The organism is Bradyrhizobium pachyrhizi (genome assembly GCF_029714545.1).
Classification (GTDB): Bacteria; Pseudomonadota; Alphaproteobacteria; order Rhizobiales; family Xanthobacteraceae; genus Bradyrhizobium; species Bradyrhizobium pachyrhizi.
This window is the reverse complement of the sequence record NZ_CP121667.1, coordinates 2,137,973-2,164,042: the sequence shown is the minus strand read 5'-3', so window position 1 is coordinate 2,164,042 and position 26,070 is coordinate 2,137,973. Positions and strand designations below refer to the sequence as shown.

24 protein-coding genes are annotated in these 26,070 nt (G+C 62.7%); 7 read left to right on the top strand and 17 right to left on the bottom strand.

Features of this window, described 5'->3' with window-relative positions:
- Positions 1-9: 9 nt before the first annotated feature.
- The 11 genes from QA639_RS09950 to QA639_RS09900 form a co-directional block, all read right to left on the bottom strand.
- The gene (locus tag QA639_RS09950) at positions 10-1,212 is read right to left on the bottom strand and encodes an acyl-CoA dehydrogenase family protein (protein ID WP_428841149.1); all 1,203 of its coding nucleotides are present in this window, start codon (positions 1,210-1,212) and stop codon (positions 10-12) included.
- 11 nt (positions 1,213-1,223) lie between these two features.
- On the bottom strand, positions 1,224-2,159 hold the full coding sequence (locus QA639_RS09945; protein WP_283089683.1) for a hydroxymethylglutaryl-CoA lyase: 936 nt from the start codon (positions 2,157-2,159) through the stop codon (positions 1,224-1,226).
- A 13-nt stretch (positions 2,160-2,172) separates the two neighbouring features.
- A complete protein-coding gene (locus QA639_RS09940) occupies positions 2,173-2,967 on the bottom strand; it encodes an enoyl-CoA hydratase/isomerase family protein (protein ID WP_050387515.1) in 795 nt (264 codons plus the stop codon).
- Complete coding sequence (locus QA639_RS09935; protein WP_050387516.1) at positions 2,957-4,120, bottom strand: CaiB/BaiF CoA transferase family protein; 1,164 nt, start codon at positions 4,118-4,120, stop codon at positions 2,957-2,959. Before QA639_RS09935 ends, QA639_RS09940 begins: the two co-directional genes overlap by 11 nt.
- A gap of 79 nt (positions 4,121-4,199) precedes the next feature.
- On the bottom strand, positions 4,200-5,009 hold the full coding sequence (locus QA639_RS09930; RefSeq protein WP_283089682.1) for an SDR family NAD(P)-dependent oxidoreductase: 810 nt from the start codon (positions 5,007-5,009) through the stop codon (positions 4,200-4,202).
- Positions 5,006-6,400: an MmgE/PrpD family protein gene (locus tag QA639_RS09925; protein WP_283089681.1), complete on the bottom strand. Its 1,395-nt coding sequence runs from the start codon at positions 6,398-6,400 to the stop codon at positions 5,006-5,008. The genes QA639_RS09930 and QA639_RS09925 overlap by 4 nt, the downstream gene beginning before the upstream one ends.
- Positions 6,400-7,092: an ABC transporter ATP-binding protein gene (locus tag QA639_RS09920; protein ID WP_283089680.1), complete on the bottom strand. Its 693-nt coding sequence runs from the start codon at positions 7,090-7,092 to the stop codon at positions 6,400-6,402. Before QA639_RS09920 ends, QA639_RS09925 begins: the two co-directional genes overlap by 1 nt.
- On the bottom strand, positions 7,092-7,850 hold the full coding sequence (locus QA639_RS09915; protein ID WP_283089679.1) for an ABC transporter ATP-binding protein: 759 nt from the start codon (positions 7,848-7,850) through the stop codon (positions 7,092-7,094). Before QA639_RS09915 ends, QA639_RS09920 begins: the two co-directional genes overlap by 1 nt.
- Positions 7,847-8,884 (bottom strand): branched-chain amino acid ABC transporter permease, encoded by a 1,038-nt coding sequence (locus QA639_RS09910; RefSeq protein ID WP_283089678.1) that lies wholly within the window; start codon positions 8,882-8,884, stop codon positions 7,847-7,849. Before QA639_RS09910 ends, QA639_RS09915 begins: the two co-directional genes overlap by 4 nt.
- A 4-nt stretch (positions 8,885-8,888) precedes the next feature.
- On the bottom strand, positions 8,889-9,755 hold the full coding sequence (locus QA639_RS09905) for a branched-chain amino acid ABC transporter permease (protein WP_028333424.1): 867 nt from the start codon (positions 9,753-9,755) through the stop codon (positions 8,889-8,891).
- A 10-nt stretch (positions 9,756-9,765) separates the two neighbouring features.
- Positions 9,766-10,953 carry an ABC transporter substrate-binding protein gene (locus QA639_RS09900; RefSeq protein ID WP_283089677.1) on the bottom strand — a complete coding sequence of 396 codons (1,188 nt, stop codon included), beginning with the start codon at positions 10,951-10,953 and terminating at the stop codon, positions 9,766-9,768.
- Between the two features lie 377 nt (positions 10,954-11,330).
- Between QA639_RS09900 and dctP the strand changes: the two genes are divergently transcribed.
- The 5 genes from dctP to QA639_RS09875 all read left to right on the top strand — a co-directional run bounded on the left by dctP (position 11,331) and on the right by QA639_RS09875 (position 17,236).
- Positions 11,331-12,353, top strand: a complete 1,023-nt coding sequence (gene dctP, locus QA639_RS09895) for a TRAP transporter substrate-binding protein DctP (RefSeq protein WP_028333426.1) — start codon at positions 11,331-11,333, stop codon at positions 12,351-12,353.
- A 9-nt stretch (positions 12,354-12,362) separates the two neighbouring features.
- Positions 12,363-12,866, top strand: coding sequence for a TRAP transporter small permease (locus QA639_RS09890; RefSeq protein WP_028333427.1), 504 nt, complete (start codon positions 12,363-12,365; stop codon positions 12,864-12,866).
- A 110-nt stretch (positions 12,867-12,976) separates the two neighbouring features.
- Entirely contained in the window at positions 12,977-14,260 is a 1,284-nt protein-coding gene (locus QA639_RS09885; RefSeq protein WP_283089676.1) for a TRAP transporter large permease, read from the top strand.
- Between the two features lie 32 nt (positions 14,261-14,292).
- Positions 14,293-15,822 carry a class I adenylate-forming enzyme family protein gene (locus tag QA639_RS09880; RefSeq protein ID WP_063779994.1) on the top strand — a complete coding sequence of 510 codons (1,530 nt, stop codon included), beginning with the start codon at positions 14,293-14,295 and terminating at the stop codon, positions 15,820-15,822.
- Positions 15,823-16,567: 745 nt separating this feature from the next.
- Positions 16,568-17,236, top strand: a complete 669-nt coding sequence (locus QA639_RS09875; RefSeq protein ID WP_028333430.1) for an outer membrane protein — start codon at positions 16,568-16,570, stop codon at positions 17,234-17,236.
- Between the two features lie 363 nt (positions 17,237-17,599).
- On the opposite strand, the gene QA639_RS09870 is transcribed toward QA639_RS09875, so the two are convergent.
- A complete protein-coding gene (locus tag QA639_RS09870) occupies positions 17,600-17,815 on the bottom strand; it encodes a hypothetical protein (protein WP_050387521.1) in 216 nt (71 codons plus the stop codon).
- A gap of 479 nt (positions 17,816-18,294) precedes the next feature.
- Here QA639_RS09870 and QA639_RS09865 point away from each other — a divergent pair, with 479 nt between their 5' ends.
- Entirely contained in the window at positions 18,295-18,510 is a 216-nt protein-coding gene (locus QA639_RS09865; protein WP_283089675.1) for a hypothetical protein, read from the top strand.
- A 571-nt stretch (positions 18,511-19,081) separates the two neighbouring features.
- Here the strand turns inward: QA639_RS09865 and QA639_RS09860 are convergent.
- The 5 genes from QA639_RS09860 to QA639_RS09840 form a co-directional block, all read right to left on the bottom strand.
- Positions 19,082-19,492, bottom strand: coding sequence for a hypothetical protein (locus QA639_RS09860; RefSeq protein ID WP_157340750.1), 411 nt, complete (start codon positions 19,490-19,492; stop codon positions 19,082-19,084).
- A 93-nt stretch (positions 19,493-19,585) separates the two neighbouring features.
- Positions 19,586-21,130: an ABC transporter permease/substrate-binding protein gene (locus QA639_RS09855; RefSeq protein ID WP_157340850.1), complete on the bottom strand. Its 1,545-nt coding sequence runs from the start codon at positions 21,128-21,130 to the stop codon at positions 19,586-19,588.
- A gap of 40 nt (positions 21,131-21,170) precedes the next feature.
- Entirely contained in the window at positions 21,171-21,998 is an 828-nt protein-coding gene (locus tag QA639_RS09850; RefSeq protein ID WP_050387523.1) for an ATP-binding cassette domain-containing protein, read from the bottom strand.
- A gap of 124 nt (positions 21,999-22,122) precedes the next feature.
- Complete coding sequence (locus QA639_RS09845) at positions 22,123-23,061, bottom strand: hypothetical protein (protein ID WP_028333436.1); 939 nt, start codon at positions 23,059-23,061, stop codon at positions 22,123-22,125.
- A 786-nt stretch (positions 23,062-23,847) separates the two neighbouring features.
- Complete coding sequence (locus QA639_RS09840; RefSeq protein WP_244482627.1) at positions 23,848-24,834, bottom strand: transporter substrate-binding domain-containing protein; 987 nt, start codon at positions 24,832-24,834, stop codon at positions 23,848-23,850.
- 401 nt (positions 24,835-25,235) lie between these two features.
- On the opposite strand from QA639_RS09840, the gene QA639_RS09835 reads away from it, so the two are divergent.
- Positions 25,236-25,877, top strand: coding sequence for an FAD-dependent oxidoreductase (locus QA639_RS09835; RefSeq protein WP_050387525.1), 642 nt, complete (start codon positions 25,236-25,238; stop codon positions 25,875-25,877).
- Positions 25,878-26,070 lie beyond the last annotated feature (193 nt).

The following is a 26,070-nucleotide window of genomic DNA, read 5'->3' as shown; positions in this document are numbered from 1 at the left end:
GTCGTCTCCTCAGTAGGAACGCGGAAGACCGAGCACGTGCTGCGCCACAAAGGCCAGCACCATGTTGGTCGAGATTGGGGCTGTCTGGTAAAGACGGACCTCACGCCATTTGCGCTCGACGTCGTATTCCTGCGCAAAGGCGAAGCCGCCATGGGTCTGGAATGTCGTATCGGCCGCCTTCCAGGTGGCCTCCGACGCCAGCAGCTTGGCGATGTTGGCGTCTGCTCCGCAGGGCTGCCCAGCCTGGAACAGCGCGGCGGCACGGCGGCACATCATGTCGGCGGCTTCGAGTTCGGCGTAGGCACGCGCCAGTGGAAACTGGATGCCCTGATTCTGGCCGATCGATCGTCCGAAGACGCGCCGCTCATTGGCATAGGCGACACCCTTGCCGAGAAGCCAGCGCCCGTCGCCCACACATTCGGAGGCGACCAGGATCCGCTCGGCGTTCATGCCGTCGAGGATGTAGCGAAAGCCCTTGCCTTCCTCCCCGATGAGATTGGCGGCGGGCACTTTCAGGTTCTCGATGAACACCTCTGTCGTGTTGTGATTGACCATCGCCTTGATCGGACGGATTTCGACGCCGTTGCCCTTGGCCTCACGCAAGTCGACGAGGAACACCGAAAGTCCGTCGGTGCGCCGCTTCACCTGACCGACCGGACTGGTGCGCGCCAGCAGCAGCATCAGGTCGGAGTGCAGCGCCCGCGACGTCCAGACCTTCTGGCCGTTGACGACATAGACATCCCCCTGACGCTCGGCGCGAGTCTTGAGCTGGGTGGTATCGGAGCCGGTATTGGGCTCGGTCACGCCAAAGGCCTGCAGCCGCAGCCGGCCCGCCGCGATCTCCGGCAGGTAGGTCCGCTTCTGGGTTTCGTTGCCGTGACGGAGCAATGTACCCATGATGTACATCTGGGCGTGCGCGGGACTGGCGCTGCAGCCGTTCGCATTGATCTCTTCGAGGATCACCGCGGCCGCACGAAGCGGCAGGCCCGAACCGCCATATTCCTCCGGAATCAGCGCGCCGAGGAATCCCGCTTCCGTCAACGCCGCGACGAATTCGGTCGGATAGGCGCTTTGATCGTCGAGCTTGCGCCAGTATTCGCCCGGAAAGCCCTTGCAGATCTGCCGCACCGTGTTGCGCAGGTCGGAGAAATCCTCGCCCAACGCGACGGTGACCTCCATGTCGGCGGTTTGGGCGGCGTCGTGATAGTTCATGTCATATCCTTTCAGGCGGCGGCGCTGGCCGACACGCGGAACGTTTTGGGCAGGCCGGCGCGGGCGATCGCGCCGGAGAACCGTTCGCCGGGCAGCCAGCTCTCGACCTCGCGTCGCAAGGCGACCAGCCGCTCGACATCGGCGCCGGTATCGAAACCAAGTTGTTCGAGCAGGAAAACGGTATCCTCGGTGTCGATGTTGCCGGTGGCGCCGGGTGCGAACGGACAGCCGCCGAGTCCGGCGAGGGATGCATCGAACGCGCGTACACCCGCATCCAGTGCCGCCGTCACATTGGCGAGACCGAGACCGCGCGTGTCGTGGAAGTGGCAGGCGACCGGCAGTGGACGCACCGCTGCGATCACTGCGCCCATCAGGCGGCGGACCTGACCCGGATCGCCATAGCCGACCGTGTCGGCGACGATGATCTCGTCGGCGCCCATCCCGGCGAGCCGCACCGCGATCTCGACCACTCGTGCCTCCGATACCGCCCCCGAGATCGTGCAGCCGAACGCGGTCGCGATGCCCGCACCAAGTCCGATTCGTGCTCCGGGGCGCTGATCGCGCGCCGCAGCGATGCGCGCGAAGTCCTGCAACGACTCCTCGGTGCTGCGGCGAACATTGGCCTGATTGTGCTCCTCGCTCGCCGACAGCACGTAGTTGACGATTGGCACACCGAGCGCGAAGGCGCGCTCGGCCCCCTTCAGATTCGGAACCAGAACCGACGGCCGCAAGCCCGGCATTGTCAGTGCCCCGCGGGCCACCTCCTCCGCGTCGGCAAATTGCGGGATCACCTTGGCCGGCACGAATGAGGTCACCTCGATCTCGCGGATTCCGGCCTCCACCGCGCCACGGCACCAGGCCAGCTTGCGCGCGCTCGGCAAGATGGTCTTGACCATCTGAATGCCGTCGCGGGGTCCGACCTCGCGAACATGAGCTTTCTCACGCACTTCGCGCCTTCTCCTACTTGCCTTGAAAGTTGGGTTTGCGGCGCTCGTTGAACGCCAGCACGCCTTCGCGTCGGTCCGCCGTCGGGACCAGACGGTTGTAGGCTTCGATCTCGAAGGCGAGGCCATCGGCGAGCGACATCTGCAAACCGCGATGGATCGCCTGCTTGGCCTGGCGCACCGAGATCGGGCCATTGGCAGCGATGCGATGGGCGATGGCGAAGGTCGCCTCCAGCAATTCCCCTGGCCGCAGCACCCGATTGACCAGCCCCCACTGCTCGGCCTCGGCGGCCGAGAACGGCTGCCCGGACAGGATCAATTCCTTGGCGCGGCGCTCGCCGACGGCGCGCGGCAGATTCTGCGTGCCGCCGCCACCTGGCATGATGCCGAGCGTCACTTCGGTCAGCGCGAAGCGTGCATTGGTCGAGGCGTAGACGAAGTCGAGCGCCGCCGCGATCTCGCAGCCGCCGCCATAGGCCGCACCATTGATCGCGCCGATCACGGGAATCGGACAGCCCAGCAGAGCGCGCAGCATGCGCTCGAAGACCAGATGCTGCGCCTGCCAGGCCTCGTCCGTCATGCCGTTGCGCTGCTTCAGATCGCCCCCGGCGCAGAACGCCTTGTCGCCGTGTCCGGTCAGGATCACCGCGCGCAACCCCTCGATGTCGGTCGAGAAGCCCTCGAACAGTTCCACCAGATCGAGGCCCATCTGGGTGTTCATCGCATTCGACGCTTCCGGCCGGTGCAACGTGACCAGCAGGATATCGCCATCACGCCGTTCGACCTTGATGGTCTGGAAATCAGTTCGCATTGATGGCTCCCTTGCTCGCAGGCTTTCGAAGAATGGCATTGTGCTGGCCGAGCGCCGGCGCAGCGGTGCGTGCGCGCGGTCGCGTACCGTCGAAGGCAAGCGGAACGCCGACAAGATCGATATCGTCGCCGGCACATCGCACCATCATGTCGAGCGCGCGGGTTTGCGGATGCTCCGCAACCTGATCGGTGGTCAGCAGCGGTGCATTGGGAACCCCGGCCCCGTCGAGAATGCCGCCAAGCGCATCGGCCGTATACTTACGCACCGCGGCCGCGATTTGCGGGATCAGTCGTTCGCGGTTGACGACCCTTGCCGCGTTGGTCGCGAAGTCAGGATCATGCGCAAGCGCTTCGAGATTCAACGCCACGCACAGCTTGCGGAACAGATTGTCGTTGCCGGCGGCAATCATCAGCCATCCGTCGGACGCCTCAAATGCCTGATAGGGCGCGATTTCCGCGGTGCCCGATCCATAGGGCTTGCGCACCTCACCTGACGCCGCATAGCCGGCCAGCGGAACGGTCATCCACGCGAGCCCGGTCTCGTAAAGCGAGGTCGCAATGCTGCGACCCTGACCGCCCTTGTTGCGCGCCACCAACGCAGCGAGCATGCCGATCACTGCCCACATGCCGGACCCCATGTCGACCAGCGAGACGCCGACACGCACCGGCGGCCGTCCGCCCTCGCCGGTGACGCTCATGATGCCGGTGCTGGCCTGGGCGAGCGGATCGTAGCCGGGCTTGCTGGCGAGCGGCCCCTTGGCGCCGAACGCGCCGATGTCGCACCAGATCAGCGATGGCTTCGCGGCGCTAAGCGCATCCGCGGTGAGACCAAACTTGTCCAGAATGCCGGGCCGCAGATTCTGGATGACGGCATCCGCCTCGTTCAGGATCAGCGACTTCAGCCTCTCGCAATCCTCCGCTGCACCGAAATCGACGGTGATGCCTTCCTTGCCGCGATTGAGACTATGGAACACACTTGCCGTCCCGTTCCAGAACGGCGGCCCCCAGCCACGCGCATAATCGCCACTCTTGGGATTTTCGACCTTGACCACGCGAGCGCCGAGATCGGCCAGAATCAGTCCGGCATAGGGGGCGGCCACGCTGTGTCCGAGTTCAACCACGGTGATACCAGCGAGCGGCTTGTCAACGTCCATCAAATCCTCCCGGCCGCCGCAAGGGCCGCCGCCGTTCCTGTTGTCATCAATCGGTTCATCACGTCGAGCGGCGTCGCTTTCACGACTTGTCCTGCGCATTGTCGGCAACCAGCACCGCGCCGTTGACGAAGCTCGCGCGGTCGGACAGCGCGAAGACAATCAAATTGGCGAGTTCCTCCGGCGTGCCCCAGCGCGTGTTGCGCATCGAATTATTTTCCGACCAGCGCTTGCGTTCGGCTTCCGCCTCCTCTTCGCCCAGATTGCGCTTGGCGAGTTCGCGCTCCCATTTTGCAAAACGTTCCGGAGTATTGACGAACCCAGGAACGACGCAGTTGACGCGAATGTTGTGCGGCCCGAATTCGTTGGCGAGAATCTTGGAGAAGCGGATTTCGGCCGACTTGGCCGGACCGGTGCAGGACGACAGGAACGGCGGCATCGTCACCATGATCCCGGTTTCGCCCGACACGTTGATGATGCTGCCGCCGTTCTGCTCGATCATGATCGGGATGATGCGCTGACAGATACGGAACTGAGCGAAGAAATTGATCGCCATGCCGTATTGCAATTCCTCGTCGGTGACTTCGAGGAACGGCTTGTAGGTGCCGGTGCCGGCATTGTTGACCAGGATGTCGATACGGCCGAGACGGTCGCGGGCGACCGCCGGCAGCCGCTCGATCTGCTTCAGATCCGTCACATCAAGCGACAGCGTTTCGACCTTGACGCCGGTGCTCCGCTCGACGTCAGAACGACATTCGGCCAGCGCGTCCTCGCGGCGCGCGCAGACCAGAACCTTGACACCCTCCTCCGCCAGCAAGCGTACGGTCTCAAGACCAATGCCCTTGCTGCCGCCGGTGACGATCGCAGTCTTGCCTTCAAGTCCAAGTTTCATTTGATCGCATCCCTCCGAGATCGGGTCAGGCGGTCGAGCAGCCTGCGCACAGGCATCGATCCGCCGCTACGTGCCGAAGCGAAAACCTCGGCCGCAAGGCTGGCGCCTTCGCCGGCCGGAATTCCGGTGCCGACCAGGCGGCTCTCAAAAACCTCGGTGGCACGGGCTTCGTCCTGGAACACCAGAACCTTGGGCGCCTCGCGCGCGGTCCGGCGAAGACGCGCACCATTTTCCATCTCCAGCTCGACGGTCGCGTCGAGATGGGTACCGATCGCGTCCGGCTCGACGATCGTCTTTTCGACGAGTGCCATGATCTCCCGGTCCTGGCGGTGCTCGACGCCCATCTCGTAGTCGAGGCGGCCGTAGCGCAGCATGGCGGCGACCGCAAAGGCGGTGCTCGCCTGGGTCTGCACCGTCCGCGTGAACGGTCCCTTGAAGGACGTTCCCGGATACTGCGTATAGGGCTCCCAGATCGTCACGGTGATCAGCTTTACCTGCGACAGATCGATGCCGTCGCGGTGAAGCACATGCGCCGCCAGCACCGCCGACATATTGTCGCCCAGGGTTGCGAACGGCTTTGCCATGATGCCGATCATCGTCGCGACATCGGGGCCTCGCTGCCATTGTTCTGGCGTGCGATCGAGGCCGGCAAGCGAGCGCAACAACCCCTTCGGTCCTTCCAGCGCATCAGGCGCGCCCTGGACGCCGCGCGCCGCAAGCTCCGCGGCCACCAGCCCACCCTGGGCGGCGCGCCCGTTCTGCACGCGCCATTCGTCGGAGCCGCAGCGCACCGGCTCCAGCGTGCCGCCGGTCGTGCAGGACGCGATCGCAACCGCGCTGGTAGACCTCGGTGGATCGAGCCCGAGTGCGGCTGCGGCCGTCGCCGCGGCGCCGATCGTGCCGAAGGTCGGGCTGGTCCGCACGCCCCTGCGGATCAGGCCGCGGGCAACGACTTCACCCGCACCAAGCCATTTGAGCGTGGAATAGCCGACCGTGAGAGCGGTCAACACGGTGCGCAGCGGCGCATCCAGCGTTTCGCCAAGCGACACCGCGACCGGCGCAATCAGGGATCCCGGGTGCGTCCATGAATCGTGGTCGGTATCGTCCTGAAAATGGGCGTGAACGGCAATGCCATTGGCGAGAACCGCCTCGGACAGCGCGGCATGTTTGCCGCTCGCCCAGATGCGCGCGGTGCGCGGTCCAGGCAGCACCTCCGCCGCCATCGCGCGCGCGGCCGAGGCCGTCGGCTCGTGCCGCGCCGCGAGCGCGAGCCCCAGCGAGTCGAGCAGGCAAATGGCTGCCTTCGTGGCGACATCCGGGGACAGTTCGCTCGCCGACGTCGTTGCGGCGAAGGTCCCGAGCAGCGCAGTGGCGTTCAGAGTAGCGGACATCACAAATACTCCTCGGCAAGCGCAACGTCGCGAATTTCGGCGACGGTGCCGCTCCGCCTGACCTCACCACCGCGCATCACGTAGCCGCGTGTGGCAAGCTTGAGCGCCGGACGCGCCATCTGCTCGGTCATGAGAATGGTCGCGCCGCGCTGTTGCATATGGCGGATCGCCTCGCTGATCTGCGCGATCCACACCGGCGCAAGTCCGAGAAACGGCTCATCCAGCAGCAGCAGCTTGGGAAACGAACTCATGGCGCGCGCCAGGGCGACGATCTGCTGTTGTCCCCCCGACAATTGTCCGGCCGGCTGGCTGGCGCGCTCCTTCAGGATCGGAAAGATGCCACAAAGCCAGGCCCAGGCTTGGCGTTGGCTCGCTCCGCCGTGCCAGCAGGCGCCGCTCAGGACATTGTCAGCGACCGACATGGTCGGGAACACGCGGCGCCCTTCGGGCGAATACCCAATTCCGGCCCGCGCGCGCCCGTCGCAGGATACGGCACTGAGATCACGGCCCGCGAAGCGCACGCTGCCATGCGAGGCCTGGACCAGACCGATGATGGCGTTGATCAGGCTCGACTTGCCGGCGCCATTGGCGCCGATCAGCAGGACCGTCTCGCCCTCGGCGACGTCGATCGAGACGCCGCTGATTGCCGTGATGCCGCCGTAGCGGACTTCGAGGTCTTTCACCACCAGCATCAGGCCGCCTCCTCGTCCACTGTCCCGAGATAGGCGTCGATGACATCCTTGCGTGCCAGGACGTCGGCCGGAGCGCCCTCGGCCAGGACACGGCCGGAATCGAGCACCAGTATTCTCGGACAGAGGCGGCGCACGAGATCCATGTCATGCTCGACGATCAGGACCCCGCAACCGAGCACCGTCCTCACGTGGCGCACGAAAGCATCGACCCGCAGGCGCTCCCGCCGCTCGAGACCGGCCGCCGGCTCGTCGAGCAGCAGGACTTTCGGCCGGGCGGCGCAAGCCAGAATGAGGCCCAGCATCTTCTGGAGCCCGTATGGCAGCTTGTCGCTCTGCTCGTCGAGTTGCGGTTCGAGCTCGAACTCGTCGATCAGCGGCGCGACGCTGTCCCATCCGGGCCCGCTGCCGCTGAAGCGAAGGGCCCGCGAAATGTTCTCGCGGACCGACGCCGTACGAAAGGTGTTGGTCTGTTGAAAGCTGCGGATAATTCCCATGCGACTGACGGCATGCAGCGGCTTGCCGGTCATATCCTTGCCGTAGAGCCGCACCCGGCCGGTGGTCGGCGGCAGCATGCCGCAAATGACGTTGATGAGCGTGGTCTTGCCGGCGCCGTTCGGCCCGATGACGCCAAGGACGTCGCCTGGCGGGATGGCGAAGCTGATATTGTCGAAGACATGCAGCCCGCCGAAACGCTTGGAGATGGCTGCGACCTCGAGCAGCGCGCCGCCGTCGGTCCGTCCGGTGCGTTCAGTCGTCATTGCAGGGGCTCCATCGCATTGGGCACGCTCAGCGTCGGCGACGAGGCGACGGTGGAAGACCGCGACGGCGACGGCGGAGAAAACACGCTGACGCCGAGGCGATGGATCGTCCCGACGACGCCCTCGCGCGCGACCAGCACCACCACCACGATCAGGAAGCCGAACAGGAACTGGGAATACTCCCCGCGCAATGCGAAAACGTCTCCCGCCCAGATCAGGAGAGCGCCACCGACAACCGGGCCAAGCATGCTGCTCTTCCCACCGATGATCGCATAGGCAATGTAGTTGACCGATGACAGCGCGCTGAACGAGGTCGGATGAGCGGTGAGCAGCATGTTGACGAGAGCGAAGCCGGCGAGCCCGGATACGCCCGCCGCGATGGCGAAGCCGAACGCCTTGTAGTGCCAGACGACGAGGCCGAGACTCTGGGCGAGCAGTTCGTTCTCCTCGATCGCCGCGAAATGCTGGCGCAGCGTGCGGGTCACCGCAGCGGTGACGATAGCGCCGGCGAGCGCCAGCCCGATCGTGACTTGCAGCACCGCGCGGTTGTCGGCGAGCTCCAGCCCGAACAGCGTCACGGCCGGCATGCCGACCAGTCCATTGGACCCGCCGGTCCACCCCGGCGTTTCAAACAGCAACAGTTGCGTGATCTCGGTGAGAACGAACGTGACCAGCACGAAATAGACGCCGGTCAGACGGAGCACCAGCGCACCGAGCGGCAGTGCAAACAGCGCCGGCACCACGAAGCTCGCAAGCCCCAGCAGCAGCACATCGGTCACGCCGTGACGAAGCCCCAGGATCGCGACGGTGTAACCGCCGATCGCCATGAAGGTCGGCACCGCGAAGGTCATCAGATTCATGCGGAGCATGATGTAGACGCTGAACGCGGCCGTAATCGCGATCAGCATCTGGTTGGCCAGCGAATAGACCATCGGGTTCTGGCTGAGCCAGGGAACTACGAAAGCGGCCGCGATAACCACGACGCTTGCTGCCTCGGCCAGGTCGCCGCGCTTGGAAAGGGTGCGGGCTGTCATGTGCTCAAGCTCCCCGAACCCGGTGGCCGAACAGACCCGATGGCTTGACGACCAGCATGACCAGGACGAGCACGAACAGCGCGAGTGCGCCCTTCGAGCCACCGAGATAGACCGCCGAGAACGCCTCCGCCATGCCGACGATGAAAGCCGCGACTGTCGCACCACCGACGCTACCGAGACCGCCGAGAATGACGATCAGGAAGGACGTCGCCAGCACAGGATCGCCGATATGCGGCGCAAGCGACAGGATCGGTGTGACCAGCGCGCCGGTGAGGCCGGCGAGCCCCGTCGCCAGGGCGAAGGCGGCCGGAAACAGAATCGCCGGACGCAGTCCCTGCGCCGTCGCCACCGCGCGGTCATCAGCCAGCGCACGCAGCGCGCGACCGAAATCGGTGTAATAGATCAGGCCGTAGATCGACAGGATTCCGACGATGCAGACGCCCAGCACCACGAGATTCTCGATCGGCACAAAGAAGCCATGGCCGTGAATGACACCGGTCAATGGAAAGGCGAAGGCCGGAGATTGCGGTCCGAACACCACCAATATGCCGCTCGACATCATCAAATAGAGGCCGAGCGTCAGCATCAGTGTCGCCAGATGATCGTCGATCACGCGATCCAGCACGAAGCGTTCGAACAGGAATCCGAGCAGCGTGGTGCCCAGCGCCGCGCAGATCACCGCCAGCGCGTAGGGCATACCGAGATAGGTCACCGCGGAATAGGCGAGATATCCTCCGAGAACGTAGAAGCCGCCATGTGCGAAATTGACGACTCCGAGAATGCCGAAGATCAGGGTGAAGCCGAGGGCGAGCAGCGCGTACTGCGCACCCAGGCTGATGCCGATGAGGCAGGTGGCGACAAAACCTTGCACGGAGTACCCGCTACTTGCCGCCGGCCGCTTCGACCCTGATGGTCGGTTGCAGCTTGCCTTTTTCCACTAGCCCGACGCCGAACGGGAACGACAGTTCCTGGTTGATGCCGAAGAAATCCTGCCCGATCCAGTGACCGGGACCGATATTGGGATCCTCAACCGGCAACGATCGCAGGGCCTCGGCAACCTTGGCCGTGTCCGAGATGGTACCGGCCTTGGCGATGGCTTTGGTTACCATGCGGGCGGCGGAGACCCACTGAAAGAACAGATTGTTTTCCGGCCGCTCGGCGCCGAGCAGCTTCTTGTACTCGTCGGCGATCAATTGCACTTTCTCGTCAATGAGAACCGGCTCGTACCAATAGAAGTCCTTCAGCACCTCATCGCCACCGGCGACGCGGGAGATTTCGGTGTATCCCGGACCGCCGAGACGTCCGATCGGTCCCTCAAAGCCAGCCTGACGCAATTGCTTCACGATGATGCCGGCGTCGCCAGGTGGCGATGAAGCGAGATCGACGGCATCAGGCTTCGCGTTCACGATCCGGGTCACGATCGGCGCGAAATTGGTGGTGCCACGCTGATAATATTCTTCAGAAGCGGTGATGCCGGTTCTCTTGTATGCGTCGGCGTCGACGCTCGCGATATCCGTGCCGCCCTGGTCGTTCGGCGCGACCAGCACCACGCTCTTCATGCCGAACTTCTGCTTGGCGATCTTGATGATCGGCTCGGCCCAGCCCGAAGGACCCGGCCCCATGTGAAAGACCAGCGGCAACTGCGGCGATAGTGCATCCTTGGCGTAGCCGTTGCCCATCACCAGCATCGAATTGCGCTTGGCGATCGGCTTCACGCCGGTGAGCTCGGGCGAGCCGATCGGGCCGATGATGAATTTGACGCCCTGCCCTGCCAGCGTGTTGGCTGCAGCGGCAGCGCCTTCGGCCGTGTACTTGCTGTCGATGGCGACGACGTTGACCTTGCATGGCGCCCCGTCGACCTTGATCAGGCCGTCCCGGTTGGCCTCGGCAGCGACGAGTTCGACCGCGCCGCGCAGCGCGAGGCCCCATTGCGCAGCGGGACCCGACAGAACGCCGACGACGCCGAGCGTCAATTCCTGTCCCGCCGCCATCACCGAGACATTCGAACTGGCCAGCGCAGCGCCGACGGCGATGCCGGACAACAGCAGATTTCTCCGCGTAGTGCTCATCACTCCCCCCGTAATTTGTTGCGGCTCATGCGCCGTCCACTTGTTGCGTGGAAACCCGAAGCGTTCCGCTCCGGGGCCGCGCGTATCGCTCGGCGCCGGGACGCTAGGCGCGCGGAGGCTGCCTTGTCAATGAAACGTTTCATGAAAAATAGAGCAGATCAGCTATGCTTGAGATGAGTCATCGTTCCGAACATGCAATAAATGCAAATAATAACAGTATCTTACGCTATCGATCGAACGATCCATCAGAACTCCCAACGACGCGCCGCTACTGACACACCCGCACAATGAAACGTTCCACTTGAATCAACCTGGCCCGGCCGTTAGCTTCCGTGACCCGTCGCGCACAGAAGACGACGGCCAAGGGGAGAAACTCGATGATGCGGGGCGCCGTGACGGCCGTGCTTGCCGTGCTTGCGATTCAGTGCAGCCAGGGAGCGCTAGCAGCCGAACCTCAGTTCAAGCTGCGGGCTTCGGTGGACACCTCGGCGACACACGGACGGACATTGTCTGCCGCCGACTACCTGAAGAAGCTGCAGGAAAAATCCGGCGGCCGGATCACGACCGAGCTGTTCCACAGCGGCCAGTTGTTTCGCGACCGCGACGTGGTGAAGGCGCTGCGTCAGGGCGCCGTCGAGATGGCGATCCCCGGCACCTGGGTGCTGACCGGCTTCGTCCCCGATGCAGACGTCTTCCAGCTGCCGGCATTTTTCGGGCAGCCCTATCCGGTGGTCTATGCTGCTGCCGACGGCAAGATCGGCGAGATCATCAACAAGCAATTCGAGAGCAAGCTCGATGTCAAATTGCTCGGCCCCTGGCTGCAGCTCGGATATCAAAACACCTACAGCACCAACAAGCCGATCCGCGACTTCGCCGATCAGGCCGGCATGAAGATCCGCAACTCCGGCGGTGCCGGACAATCGGCGCGGGCCAAGTTCTTCAATGCAACACCGAACGTCACAGCCTGGCCGGACGTTCCGCTGGCGCTGTCGCAAGGCACGTTCGACGGGCTGAGCTCGACCGATGAAAGCCTTGCCAGCGCAAAGCTCTGGGAATCCGGCGTGAAGTATGGCTTTGCGGATCGCGAATTCGTCGGGTTCTACGTGCCGATGATCAGCGAGAGCTTCTACAAGAAGCTGCCGCCGGATCTCCAGAAGCTGGTCGTCGACCTCTGGCAGGAGAACATCGAGGCCTACCGCAAGAGCATGGAAGAGGCTCAGACCGAGGCGCGCCATACGCTGGAAAAGAACGGCATCGTGTTCGTTTCGCCGTCCGAGAGCGCGCTCGCTGAGGTCCGCGCCAAGATGCTGCCTTTGCAGGACGGCATCGCGAAGGAGTTGCGGATTTCGCCCGCCTTGCTGCAGCAGGTGCAGGCGGATGTAACGACCGTCGGCCATTGATTGCCACCCATGATGAAGATCTGGAACAGGCTTGAACTCCTGTTGATAGGAGTTCTTGGTGCCGCCGCGCTGACGGTCGGGACCGCTCAGGTCATCGGCCGTTACGTGAACAAGAATTTCGCTTTCATCAATGGCGAGGAGGTAGTGGTCTATCTGACGGTCTGGGCGGTGTTTCTGGCGTCGAGCCAGTTGGTCCGGACCGATGGGCATGTCAGGCCCGACGTCGTCCTGCGACTGTTGCCGCCGCAAGGGCAAAGATGGGTCGAGGCATTCAACTGCTGTGTCGCGATCTTGTTTTGTGGCGGCCTGGCCTATTGCGGCTTCCAGGTTTCCGACGTCGCCCGCAGCCTCGACGAGCGCAGCATCACGGGCCTCGAATTCCCGATGTGGATCTACTACTCGGCCATCCTGACCGGCGCCGTGCTGATGCTGTTGCGCTACGTCATCAAGCTATATTTGCTCGTCTTCCGCTTCGATCCCGCCACCATGGTCATCGCCGTTCACGATCACTGAGCGATCGGCGGCGACGTCAGCCGTCTTGATGACCGATCTGCCATCGGCAAACTGACCGTCGTGGTCCCGCATCGGGACGCTTCAGGTCCAGCAACAACGAGACCGACACGATGTGGACGATGCTTTTCCTGCTGATGTTCTTCGGGCTGCTCTGCGCGGGAATGCCGATCTTTCTGGTGTTGGGTCTCTGCGCGGCGGTCCTGTTCGGCTTCAGCGACCAGCCTCTGGTGGCGATCGCGCAGAAGATCGCCGATGAAATGAATTCCAGCACACTGATGGCCTTGCCGTTGTTCGTGATGGCTGCCGCATTCATGCGGCGCGGCGGCGTCGCCAAGGCACTGGTCGATGTCGCGATCGCCTGGTTCGGACGATTGCGGGGCGCGCTCGGTCTCGTGACGGTGGTGTCATGTACCCTGTTTGCCGCGATCTGCGGCTCCTCGGTCGCGACTGCGCTCGCCATGGGCACCATTCTGGTGCCGGCGATGATCGAGCGCGGCTATCCGCGTCATTTTGCGCTTGGCGTGGTCGGCGCTTCCGGCACGATCGGCATCGTGATTCCACCCAGCCTGTCGCTGATTCTTTACGGGCTGATCGCAGAGCAGTCCGTGCCGCGCCTGTTCCTGGCCGGCATCATGCCCGGGCTGCTGCAGGCAGCGATGTTCTTCGGCTGGGTGTTCTACTACTCGCACAAATACGAGCTGCCGCGCGAGCCGGCCGTGCCACGCACCGAACTGGTGCGGATGAGCCTCAATGCCCTGCCCGCGCTTTGCGTACCTTTCATCGTGATGGTCGGAATCTACGGCGGCCTGATGACGGTCACCGAAGCAGCCGCGGTCTCGGCCACGGTGGCTCTTCTCGTCGGCCTGTTCTTCTATCGCGGCTTTAATGTCAGCCAGACGCTCGAGGTGATCGCCGAGGCAATCAAGAGCGCCGCGACGATCATGATCATCGTCGCGACCGCTTTGGCGTTCGGCCACTGGATGACGGACTCGGGCATCCCGGCCTCGCTGGTGAAGTTCACGCTCGACAACCAGCTTCATCCCTGGCAATTCCTGCTCGCGATCAACGTGCTGCTGCTCGTGCTCGGATGCTTTCTCGAGGTCGCCGCCACGCTGCTGGTGGTGATGCCGATCCTTGCGCCTGCGCTGAAACCGCTCGGAATCGATCCCGTCCATTTCGCGATCGTCTTCACCCACAACATGGAGATCGCACTGGTTCATCCCCCGGTCGGACTGAACCTCTACGTGCTGGCCACGATTTCGACGGCGCCGGTCACCGAAGTGGTGCGCGGCGTTCTGCCGTTCCTCGGCCTGCTGCTGCTGTGCCTTGCGATCATCACCTATGTCCCACAGCTTTCGCTTTGGCTGCCCAATCTGGTCTACGGCGCGGGCTAGCAACGCGGATCGTCTCGACGGAGAGCTCGAGCATGTCATCGAAATCGATCCATTGGGCCGGCGAATTCTCCGCGCTCGCGCTCCGCTACGGCAACAGGCCGGCCGTCGTCGACGCCGCCGGCACAACGTCCTATGCGGAGTTGTTCGCCAAAGCCGCCGGCGTTGCGGATGCCCTGATCCAGGCCGGGGTCGGCCCGACAGATGCCGTGGCTACCTTGTTCCGCAACAGCGCCGACGCCGTTGCGGCCACTTTCGGCGTCATGCTGGCGGGCGCCGTCGAAGTCCCGATCAACCCTGCGCTGAGCAGCGACGAACGCGCTTACTGCCTCGCGGTCTCCAACGTTCGCCTGTTGATCACCGGCGCGGCCATCGCGACCGAAAGGACTGCCGGCGGTCCGAACATCATCGAGGTCGAAAGCATCGAACGGACCGCGTTGGATCCGGCCGCCTTCCCGCAGGTCGACGGCGACGCGCCGGCGCGTATCGTCTTCACCTCTGGTACCACCGGTCGCCCGAAAGGCGCGGTTCACACCCAGATCGGCCGCTGGACGGCCAACATATTGCTGCGGGCGAACCTGCCGTTCCGGCCGGGTACCGGCAGCAATGTCCTGCTGATGACACCATTCTCGCACGGCTCCTCGTTGATGACGCATGCCTATCTGTCGTCGGGTGCGGCCGTGACACTGCTCGACGGCGTCGACCCGCCGCGCGTACTTGATATCCTCGCACGCGGCGCATGCGATGCGATGTTTGCGCCGCCGACCGTGCTGGCAAAGATCGTGGCCGCCGCGGGCACGTGCCAGTTCTCGTCGCTGCGCACGATCTTCTGCGGCACGGCGGTGCTGAAGCCCACGCTCTATGTGCGCGTCAGGGAGATGTTCGGCCCGGTGGTGCGGGTCACCTATGGCAAGAGCGAGGTATTCAATCCGATCACGGTGCTCGAAGCCGAGGAGACCGAGTCCTGGTATGCATCCGGAGGCGAGGACGCCTGCGTCGGCTGGCCCGCTCCTGGTGTTGAGGTCGTCATCCGCGGCGAGGACGGCCGGCCGGCCGCGGCGGGCGGCGACGGCGAGGTTCTGATCCGTGCACAACACCTGATGACCGGGTATCTCACCACCGATGGTTTTAGCGCGCTCGCACCGAATGAATTCCACGAAACCGGCGATCTCGGCTATCTCGATGCATGCGGCCGGCTGCACCTCACCGGCCGTAGCGCCGACGTCATCAAGTCGGGCGGCTACAAAGTAGCGCCGGAAGAGGTCGAACGATTGCTTGCGCCGGCGCTGCAGCCATCGGAAGTCGCGGTGGTCGGCATTCCCTCGGACTATTGGGGCGAGGTCATTCTGGCGGCGGTGGAAAATCCTGCGCCAGGCTGGGAGGAGCGTATCAATCGCGTGGTGCCGACCATGACCGACTACAAGCGCCCGCGCCTGCTGATTGCCCTCGACGAATTGCCGCGCAATGGGATCGGCAAGATCCTCCGCGGCGCCATTCGCACCGACGTGCTGTCCCGGTTCCGCATCACCGAAGGGCCGCGGCCGCGGCTCGAAAAGCGCTCCTAGTTCAGCGCGAGCGACGAAGCCGAGTTCGCGTTGCAGGCGCAGAGAGTGTGGCCGCATTACGGGCACTTTACTCCGGCGGAACGCACAGCACGCCGGTTTCACGAGAACGGCGCCGTCCAGCGAACGAGAAGGCTTACGTAGCGCCCCAATCGATGACCTGTCGCCATTATGTGGCGTTTGCCCCAATAGTTGGAGTCGTCATCGCCCCCTTGGCCTTAGCTCGTGGCTCATCGGCCGAGTCTGACGCTACATCCTCTCCGGTAATTGACGCAGCCCGGTTCGGGACTCCCATCATCGGGACGCTGCCCTGCATTATCGCTGGATCAATCCGCCAGAGATATCGGGCGGGTGTTGCGTGCACGCAAAAAGACTGCGACGCGGGGCTGGTATGCGTCGGGCCTCCCACTTCGTTCCGCTGCGGGACAGAAGCCCGACAGTGAGTCTCCCTTTTGGCTCGACAAGCACTGCAGGCCCGCGCTTCGCTCTCATTCGTCTTCGGGCTCGCCCCAGTTCCATGCGAACACAACCATCTATCCACCGGCGCGTTGCGCTGGAATGTGATCTGCAATGCATAACCCGCGTCACGAAAGTTCCGAGCTCGCCTAACGCCAAGCGTTCCTTGTCCTTGCCGTGAGCGGCCCGCGTTTGGCGCCGCCTGTTGCAGCCAGGTTACAGCAATTCCGCACGTGTCTGATAGGCGATGAACTTGGGGCCGGGCTAGTACAAGAAAGTTGGAATGAAAAAGATGAAGAAAATTCTGCTTGTCACCGCCAGCATGATCGCGCTCGGCGCGGTCGCGCCCGCTTCCGCGGCTGATCTCGCGCCTCAGCCCTACACCAAGGCTCCGCCCTATGTTGCTCCGACCCCGATCTACAACTGGACCGGGTTCTACATCGGTGGTCACGTCGGTGGTGCGTTCGGTGGCAACGACAACGTCCTCGCCCCCGGCTTCGGCGGTGGCAACGACGGTGTGTTCATGGGCGGCGTGCAGGCTGGCTATGATTACCAGTTCGCGCCGAACTGGGTGATGGGTCTTGAAGCCAACTACAGTTTTCTGGATACCAGTTCGAGCTTCGCTAATCGCGGCCTCGGTTCGGTAACCGGCCGCCTCGGCTACACCTGGGGTCCGGCGCTGCTTTACGTCAAGGGCGGCTATGCCTGGGCTGACACGCGCTTCTCAAACGGCTTCGGCGGCGACGGCGGCCGTGACGGCTACACCGTCGGTGCCGGTCTCGAATACATGTTTACCCAGAACTGGTCGGGCAAGCTCGAATACCAGTACTATGACTTCGGCACCGTCAACGTGTCCGATTCTCTCGGCTTTATCGGCAGCTTCCGCAACGACCAGCACACCATCAAGGCGGGCTTGAACTACAGGTTCAACCTGGGCGGCCCGGCCGTCGCTAGGTACTGATCGCTCGCTTAACTCCAAGCGACATGAAAGCTCCGGGCCCAGACAAAGGCCCGGAGCTTTTTCGTTGGAGCGGTGGTTCCTCCCAGATTGGAAGCCTCCAGCGCGGTCGACTGACGCAACGCCGTGAGGGCCAATACGAGGCGACCGCGCACTACTCCGAGCATCCTCAACGGACCGATCAGTGACGACATGACGCACGACGATCAATGCGTCATGGAACTGACCTCCAGAGGACGATGGCAGCTAACGCTCATCGGGCTGATGGAGCGCGAACAGGAGGCCCGTTGCGAGCGGTTCGGCCAGGCTGGTTGATTTGGGCAGGCCGGTCGGATTTGCCGCATGGGCGCCGCGCGCCGCGAGGCTTCAGCGCCGATGCCTGATCTGCACGGCCTTCAGATAGTCGGCAACCTGCTCAGCCCAATCGGCGGGTGGCGCCACGCCTGTAACTTGCGGGCTGCGACCGCAGCCAACGCAGATCGGGTGAGTGTCCTGATCGCTCTCGAAGCTATAGGCATCCGCGCCGTCGGTAATCACGCACGGCGTCATGTCGGAGCGCTTGCGGTCGCAGCGTTTCATCATGGCCTCCGTTCCCCGGCGAGTGCTAGCCGACACACTTTGCGAGTCCAGTGCTGGATCATGAGTCGCCCACCACCGCCGAGGAAAATCCAAAGTGAAACGCATTCGATGGAACAGCAACACGCGTGGGCGTTTTGGTTGTTGATTGATTATGATGCAATCGTGACCATGGAACCGGTGCTGTTGGCACGGACTGCACATCCCATCACGAGGCGGTTGTGATCTCATTGCGTGCATCGGATCGACCGAGCACGCGCATCGGCTCGGCCAATCCGAAATACTGGCAAAGACGGCTCCGGCGCGGCCCTCAGACAGCACGTCGGGGCCGTCGCTTGTGTCAGCGGAGCTTGCGAGATGGGCCACAGCCATGCAGTGCCGTTGTCGGATATGCACGCGCGCGTGTTGACGCGGCGTTGCGGTGCTCAATAGCTTTGCCGGTTGGGGTGGCTTGATGCGCGGTGATGGCGATGTCGAGAATAGAAGTGAGCGCGGAAGAGAAGGAATTGATTCTAATGCTGCGCGAATGGAAACGCGACGTGCGCGGATTTGGGTCGTCCGAGGTTTTGATTTCACGCCAGCATGGACGCGGATGGGAAATCAGGCTTGCGCTTAACACGGATCAAGTGTCGTCCATCGGACTGAGCTTCGGCCTGGCTTGGAATGCACTCGCAGCAACACAGTTGGGTGCCGCACGATAGGACGGGCAGCGGAACTGGTTGTGTTGGCACAAAGTGCACTTCTATCCAAGGCCGAGTGTGATCTGATCATCGCTCGGATCAGCCGAGCCCCGCAGCGCATCAAACTCGGATAGTCCGAAGCACTGGCGAAGACGGCTTCGACGTTGAAGCCCCTCAGACTCACGTCGGAGCCGTCGAAAAAGGGTGGCGCCAATGAAAACTCGAACAGGCACCGAATGGGCCATCATCGCCGCTGAATGCTGGCTCGCACTGGTCGCGGTGGCGATCTTGCTGATCGCGCTACACCCGGAAGTTGGCTGATTGCGACACGCGCGGCTGTTGGGATCTAACGGACGATTTTGGTTAGGGTGGTACCCAAGCGCATGGGCGCGGGCCGAGATTCGTCGTCGTTTTCAGGACGACCGCCGCCCGCCGCAGACGAGCGAGCGGAGCATCGCCGCCCCCCGTTTGGCGAGCGCCTTGATCGCGTCTACCGCCCAGGAACCCGGGGTTCGGACGAAGTCACTGCAGAGCCATTCCAGGAGCGACTACGCGGCCGGCGATACTTAAACCAGCGCGCCTCGAACATGCTTCAACGAGCAACCGTAGACGGAGGTTCAGGAGTCGCGCTCTTGGGCTCGTCGTCCGACTGTTCGGCGGCAACGACGGAACGAATCTCGTCGATCCGTCGACAAGCGCGGATCGCACACTCTCTCAACTCGTCGATCGATTGCGCTTCTGCCCGTGTCTTTTCGATCGCTTCGATTTGCGAATTGAGGGCTGCAAGTTCTGCCTGGAGCAGCTCGAGTAGCGATTGGTTGGAACCAACCGCCCTTTCCACTCTTTTTGCCCGCATTGTCATCCCCAAATACGGTTGTACGTTCGTGACAACGATTCGTGGCGTCATTATGAATCCGAATGCCCCCAGCTTGGACCGGAGCTTCGCGTCACCGCAAAAGCATTGCCAACGGCGCCCGACCACGCTGCCGAACTGATCGCTCATTGCAAGACGCGCAATTTCGTTCGGGACCTCGAGCGCGACTCATCGGCGATGGTCGAGCCTCGAACGAGAACGCTCCTGATCGTGTTCTCGTATTTATCGTGACTGCAAATGCACGGCCTTTGCCAAGGCTCGCGCTGCCTCTTCCGGAGACGCCTTGTCCGTATCACCGTCGACTAAGAGGTTAGCGGCGCGCATAGCCTCAACGGGAACCGAGCCGACAAGCGGAGCAAGTGCTCGCTTCAGCCGCGCATCGGCGGCGCGCTTCGGCGCGATGAGGATCAGCGCATCATAGGAAGGTATCGCGTGCTTCGGGTCAGCCAGCACGAGAAGATCAAGCGCCGCGATACGCCCGTCGCTCGAGAACGCGGAGATGACATCGGCCTCGCCGGCCTCGAGAGCATGATACATGATCGTCGGATTGAACGAGCGTCGCGTTCTGAACGACAGACCATAGGCATTCCTGAGCGAGCGCCATTCCGGTCGCCCCAGGAACTCAAGGTCATCGCCGATGGTGAGTTGAGGTGCAACACGAGCAAGATCGGCAATCGAGGTGACGTTTAGTGCCTGCGCTCTCTCCCGTTTCATCGCGAGAACGTAGGCGTTTTCGAAACCAAGCGCGCCAAGCACCGTGACGCCCTGCTCCGCTTTCATCCAGCGGACGATCTCCGCCTGCATCTCCTCGCGCGACGGCATATCGGTGCGACCAATAACGTTGCGCCAGAGCGTGCCGGAGTAATCGACGTAAGCATCAATGTCATTGTGAGCCAGCGCGCGAAAGGCGATAGCCGAACCGAGCCCATCCTTGCGCGTTACGCCGACTCCTTCAGCCTTCAGCCGGTCACCCATCAGGTTCGCCAGAATGAACTGTTCGGAGAAGCTCTTCGCGCCGATGACATAGGTTTCTGCTTCGTTCGAGAGCAGCGGCGTGAAACCGGCGAGCGTGCCGAGGGCAAGTCCGGCGATACCGAACACCACACGCTTCCTGCTGCGTTCAGACGCCCCTGTCTCCACGAGACCGAGACAGAAGTCGGTGATCAGAGCAAGCCCGGCCGCGGCGATGCAGCCGAACAGCACGGAAACCCAGTTCTCGGTTTGCAACCCCGTAAAGATGTAATTGCCAAGGCTGGTTTGGCCGACGGGCGTGGAAAGCGTGGCTGCTCCAATCGTCCATACAGCTGCAGTCCGCACCCCGGCCATGATGACGGGCGTGGCGAGCGGCGCCTTGACGCGTGTCAGAATCTGCTGAGGCGTCATACCAACGCCTTCTGCCGCTTCGACGATAGCAGGACTGACGCCATTCAAGCCAACCACACTGTTGCGCAAAATCGGAAGCATCGCATAGAGCGTCAATGCAATCAGCGTCGGCAGGAATCCCAGCGCGGGGATGCCGAAGCCGAAGAGCCGTGCCGTCAATGTCGAGAGCGCAAGGAGCAACGGATAGAACAGTGCGAGCAACGCAAGTCCCGGTATGGTCTGGATCAAGCTCGCGATCGCAAGCACCAGCCTGCGTAGCCATGGTCGTTCCGCCGCGAGGGCAGCCAGCGGCAGGCTGACGAGTAGTCCAAGCGCAAGCGCCGTGGCGCAAAGTACAATATGCGGTGTGAGATAGGTGGGAAGCAGGCGCCAGGCGTCGAACAAGGCGTCTAATCGGGCACTGGAAAGCAGCTCAGCGCCGGCATCAGGCACGGGCAGGTCCGTTCTGAGTCGCAAGCGCGGCGATGCGCTCCGCTTGACGTCGCGGCACTTCCATCAAGGCGGTCACGTCCGGATCGTCAGAACCAGAGCCCATCATCAAAGTGTGCGGCGTATCGTCCGCAAGTACGCGGCCGTTCTTCATGACGACGATTCGATCAGCCATCAACGCAGCTTCCTGGATGTCATGGGTCACCATCAGCGTCGTCATGCCGAACCGGTCGTGCAGCTCGCGGTAGGAAGAACCCAGGCTGTCGCGGGTGACAGGATCGAGTGCACCCAGCGGCTCATCCATCAGAACAATGCGCGGTCGGGCGGCGATTGCACGCGCGACGCCGACCCGTTGGCGCTGACCTCCGGACAGCATGTGCGGAAAGCGGCTGGCGTAATCCTGCGGCAAGTCCACCATATCCAGCATCTCGGCCACCCGCGCTTCGATCTCGCTCGCCTGCCAGCCACGCAATTTGAGCGTTACGGCAATGTTGTCGGCAACTCGCATGTGCGGAAACAAACCGATCCCCTGAAAGACGTAGCCGATGCTCCGCCGCAGCATCGGCGGTTCGGCTTCGCTTACAGGCACTCCGTCGATCCTGACTTCTCCAACGTCAGGATCGACCAGTCGATTGATGGTCTTCAATAGCGTGGTCTTGCCGGATCCCGAGCCGCCCACGAGCGCGACCAGTGAACCCTGCTGTACGTCGAGCGATACGTTGGAAACAGCAACACTCCGCCCCCCATCGTAGGATTTTGATACGGCATCGATCTCGATATACGGCGCGGAATTAGACGGATTCGAAATCGGCGAAGCTGTCATGAACAGGGCCTCCCTGTAGACTGCAGAACTGGCAGAAAGTAGCCAAGCAGGAGTCAGGGCATGATCCACTTGGGTGCACGGGTTCCTGGGTCACACCCACGCCCATCTTCGGAAAGCGAGCCCGTCACGGCTCCAGCGCGACCTGCGGGCCGTCGTCACCCTCAACATGGACATAACGGGGTCCGATCGGACGCCCCCTACCGCTGGCAACAGTGACAATGTCTTCCAGGGGAGCGGCGCGCGCATCCGCCTCAGGCCGGGACAACATCAGATCGGCGTGAAACAGCCCTTCCGACTCAAGACCGGTGGCATCGATGCCAAGAGCCGCGAGGCTGGCCAAGCAACTTTCAAACTCTTCAGCATCGCGAAAACGACGCTGGATAAAAGTCGCGCCGGCAAGACGCTGCGTCACAAGGCCACGCTTCGCAAACGTCGCGGCTAGAGAATCGAACGGGAACATTCGTAGCACGAACGAAATGATCCATGGACGCTTCTCCGTCGCATCGAGAATCTTGCTGAACGTCTTCTCGGTGACGTAGCCGATGCACCCCGTCGACATGATGACATCCGCGGATCGGATAAGGTGCGCGCTGTCCGTCGAGAGCGCCTCCGTTTCAAGATCTGCGACAATGCCCTGCTCAAGCAGACCAACACCCGTTGCATACCTTATCGCCGGCGCCGATACATCGAGACCGATAAATCGCGCGAGACCGACATCCGGCCAGGCCGCATAAAAATTGCGATCGAGACGCACCAATGTCTCAGAACCGATCGCCCTCATTTCGCGTCGGGCGTAGCGATGGCGCAAGCCCCCGAAAGTCAGTGGAAACCGATGCACCGCTGCGTTGATTCCGTATGAACAGCCAACATCAAGCACGGTCGGCTTGACGCCGGTTTCCGAAACCTTCGCTGCCAGAATTTGGCGCACAACCGGCTCAGCCACGTCCGGGATCATGTAATCCAAATCTCCCAGGACAGAGAAATACGCCCTGGGATCATCCAGGGCATAAATTTCATCGAAGACGGCCTTGGACTGATTGATGCGCGAAAAATGTGTTTGCAACCCGGTCTCCTATTTCAACTTACAAGCCACTCGACGGCTGCTGCGTTCAAGTGCTTGATACCTTATTGTAGAGATTGACCGACGCATAAACCCATTGCGCTTTTTCAACCTCGCTTCGTGGAACTGCGCTGCGACCCGATGTGCCCGCGCGTGTAACGCGGCCTCTTTTTCGAAACCATCGCTGGTTGGGGCGGCTTGATGTGCGGTCAGGATTATGCCGAACACGCCGGTCGCTCCGGCAGAGAAAGAAATCAATTCTAATGCTGCACGAATGAAAGCGTGCGGGCAGCCGGCCTCGATAGTCGACAATGCTGGTCAGGCACGGACGCGACAGTTGGGATATCACGCTCGCGTTGCGTGACCGGTGGCGCCAGTCGCCGCGCCGGAGAACATCTCGCAGAAGCATGGAATGCACTCGCACCAGCACAGTTGCCGACAACAGGTTGAGACCGCGCCAATAGGAAGGCCGCTCAGATGGGAATGATTGGCCCGCGTAGTTGGCCGATGGATCGAACTCGGCCTACGGATAAGGCGCGCTGGAGCAGTTCCTCGGCAACGGCAACTCACGCACGTGGTTTGGGGGCCATGTTAGAAAATGCGCCAAGTCGCCACGCCGAGGATGAACCAAGCTTGAAGCTGATTTGGTGGAACAGCAACTCGCGCATGCGCACAGGGCTATTGACGGTTTGCATCGCTCGCGAGGCCGATGTTCGGAACTTTGTCGGTTCCGCTCCAACGATGAGAGCCTGACAGCACTGAACGGACCGGGCTCCTCGCAGGGTATCGTCAGCGAGATTGAGCGTTTCCAAGCGTCTCGAACACTGTCTGCTGCCACCAATCACCTTCGATTTGATCGAGTACGGCGAGATCGAGCATCGGCCGCAAGGCGCTGTCTTTGGGCAGTACGATCGCATAGCTCTCGCTGCTGAAGCTGGTATCGACGACGCGAGCCGAGGCCGAGAAGTCGCTGCGAACCATCCAGGTCAGCAACGGCTTGTCATGAACAAAGGCATCGATTGTCCCGCGCCCCAGCGCGGAGAGGCCGCCTTGGATGTCCGGAAACGTTCGAAACGAAAGCCGCTGACGAGCGAGGTAGTCGGCAGTCGCGGAGTTCGCGACCGCGCCGACGCGCACGGAACGCAGGTCGTTGAAGCCGTGAACGGCGCCCTCGAGCCCTCTGCGCGTCAGGGTGGAGGTGATACCGGCGGTGAACACCGCAATCGCGATCACGGAAGCGATCATCCATCCCATTGCGACGATCCTGCCGGGGAGGGTTGTCGGAGCATTCTGAGCGGCCCCCGCTTGCGTCATGGCGATGGTCGACCACCAGAAGCTGGAGCCGAGTCCCTTGGCGCCGCCACCGAAGTGCTCGGTTTTGCGCCGTTCCAGCATCCAGATAAGGAATCCGACCGCCATTGCGAAACCAAGCAGCACCGCGACGGCCTGGAAGAATCCGAAAGAGAGAAGCGCCCGTCCGATCGCGACCCAGGGGTTCTCGTTGACCGGCACCGCAACGCCGAGCCCGGTGTTGTAAAACGGCTGTGTAAAATCGACCTTGCGCGCACGCTCGGCAGTCACTGTGACCGCCGCGACGCCAACGTCGAATCTGCCGTTTGCGACGCCGTCCAGCAAATCCGGCACGCCCTGGGTTTCGACCAGGCGAAAACGTAGGTGTGCCTGATCGGCGATCCTTTTCCAGAGCGCGATGCTCATACCGCTCCAGCTCCCATCCGGCTGCTTGATGGCAAATGGAGGGGCCTGCTTGGTCGCCACGACTAGTTCCCTGTCAGGGGCCGTGGCAGCTTGTGCGTGAAGGGCGCCGGAGCCGAACGCGGCCACCGCCAGCGTCAAGATGCATAACCAGACCGGTCGAATCGACGTCCGCTTGCGTTGCGAGATTGGATCTCCCCGCCTGGCGCTGTGGGCAGCCATCTCACGCGAGACCCCTCCCAAGTCGCGGTCGTGCAGAGCTAACGGGAAAGCCTCGAATGAACTCATTGCTCACCTCGATGCATACCGGGATTGCCGACCAGAGCACCGCTACTCTCTTGGCAGCACTTCGTCACACACCTGTCCGTCAAAACAATGGCGAAGGAGTCTTCGGCCATGTCCGGAGGGCCAACTGACCTCAGGTTGGATTCCACAACGCAGACGCTCGATCGTCGACGTTGCGGGTGACGGCCGAAGCTGCGTTCTCAGCATGGTCGGTTGACCGGTTGGTGCGTCAGCTCGCGGCGCTATCCTTCAACTGCAACTGCACGGCAAGATGCTCTGTCCACCAGAATGCAGGTGCAGCTCGTTTCATCGACAAGAACACGATCGAGACGAGCGCCGGACTGCGGATCTCCGCCGACAAGATCATCATTTGCACCGGCGGAGAGAGCCGGCTACTGCTTATCCCCCGGCTTCGAGCTGACAGGCACCCACGGCGATGCATGGGCCCTGACTTCGGTCTCGCCATCCATGATCGTCGTCGGGCAGGTGCGACGGGTGTTCAGGTTGCCTCGATCTTCAATGCATTCGGCTCACGCGTTCAGCTGTTCGAAGCCGGTCCGCGCATTCTGGCCACGGAAGACGCTGACATTTCAGCTGCGGCCGCGATCGCCCTGCGGCAATCGGGAATAGCGGTGCACGAGAGTTTCGGCACCATCGAGGCGTTCGCGAAGACACCCGCTGGCGTGCGCATGGTCTTTACGAAGAATGGAGCCCGGTTGGATGCTGAAGCCTCGCTTGCGGTTGTGGCGGTGGGTTGGGTCGCAGATACGAAGCGGCTGAACGTCGCGGCTGAGCCTACCCCACCTACGGAGGGATCTTGACGCGGGCTGCGGTGATGGCGGCAGGACAGATCGGCTTGAGCATAGGCTCGCAAGCGCACCGGTTCGAGAATGTATCGCCTGCGACCCAGTCGGGAGAGGTTGGGAACCTTCCCGGTCGCCCGTCGCAAGGGAGATTTCCGCAAATTTCGGCAAGTATCGCGACGTTCGAACGGCCCACGGAGACGGGCTAGCA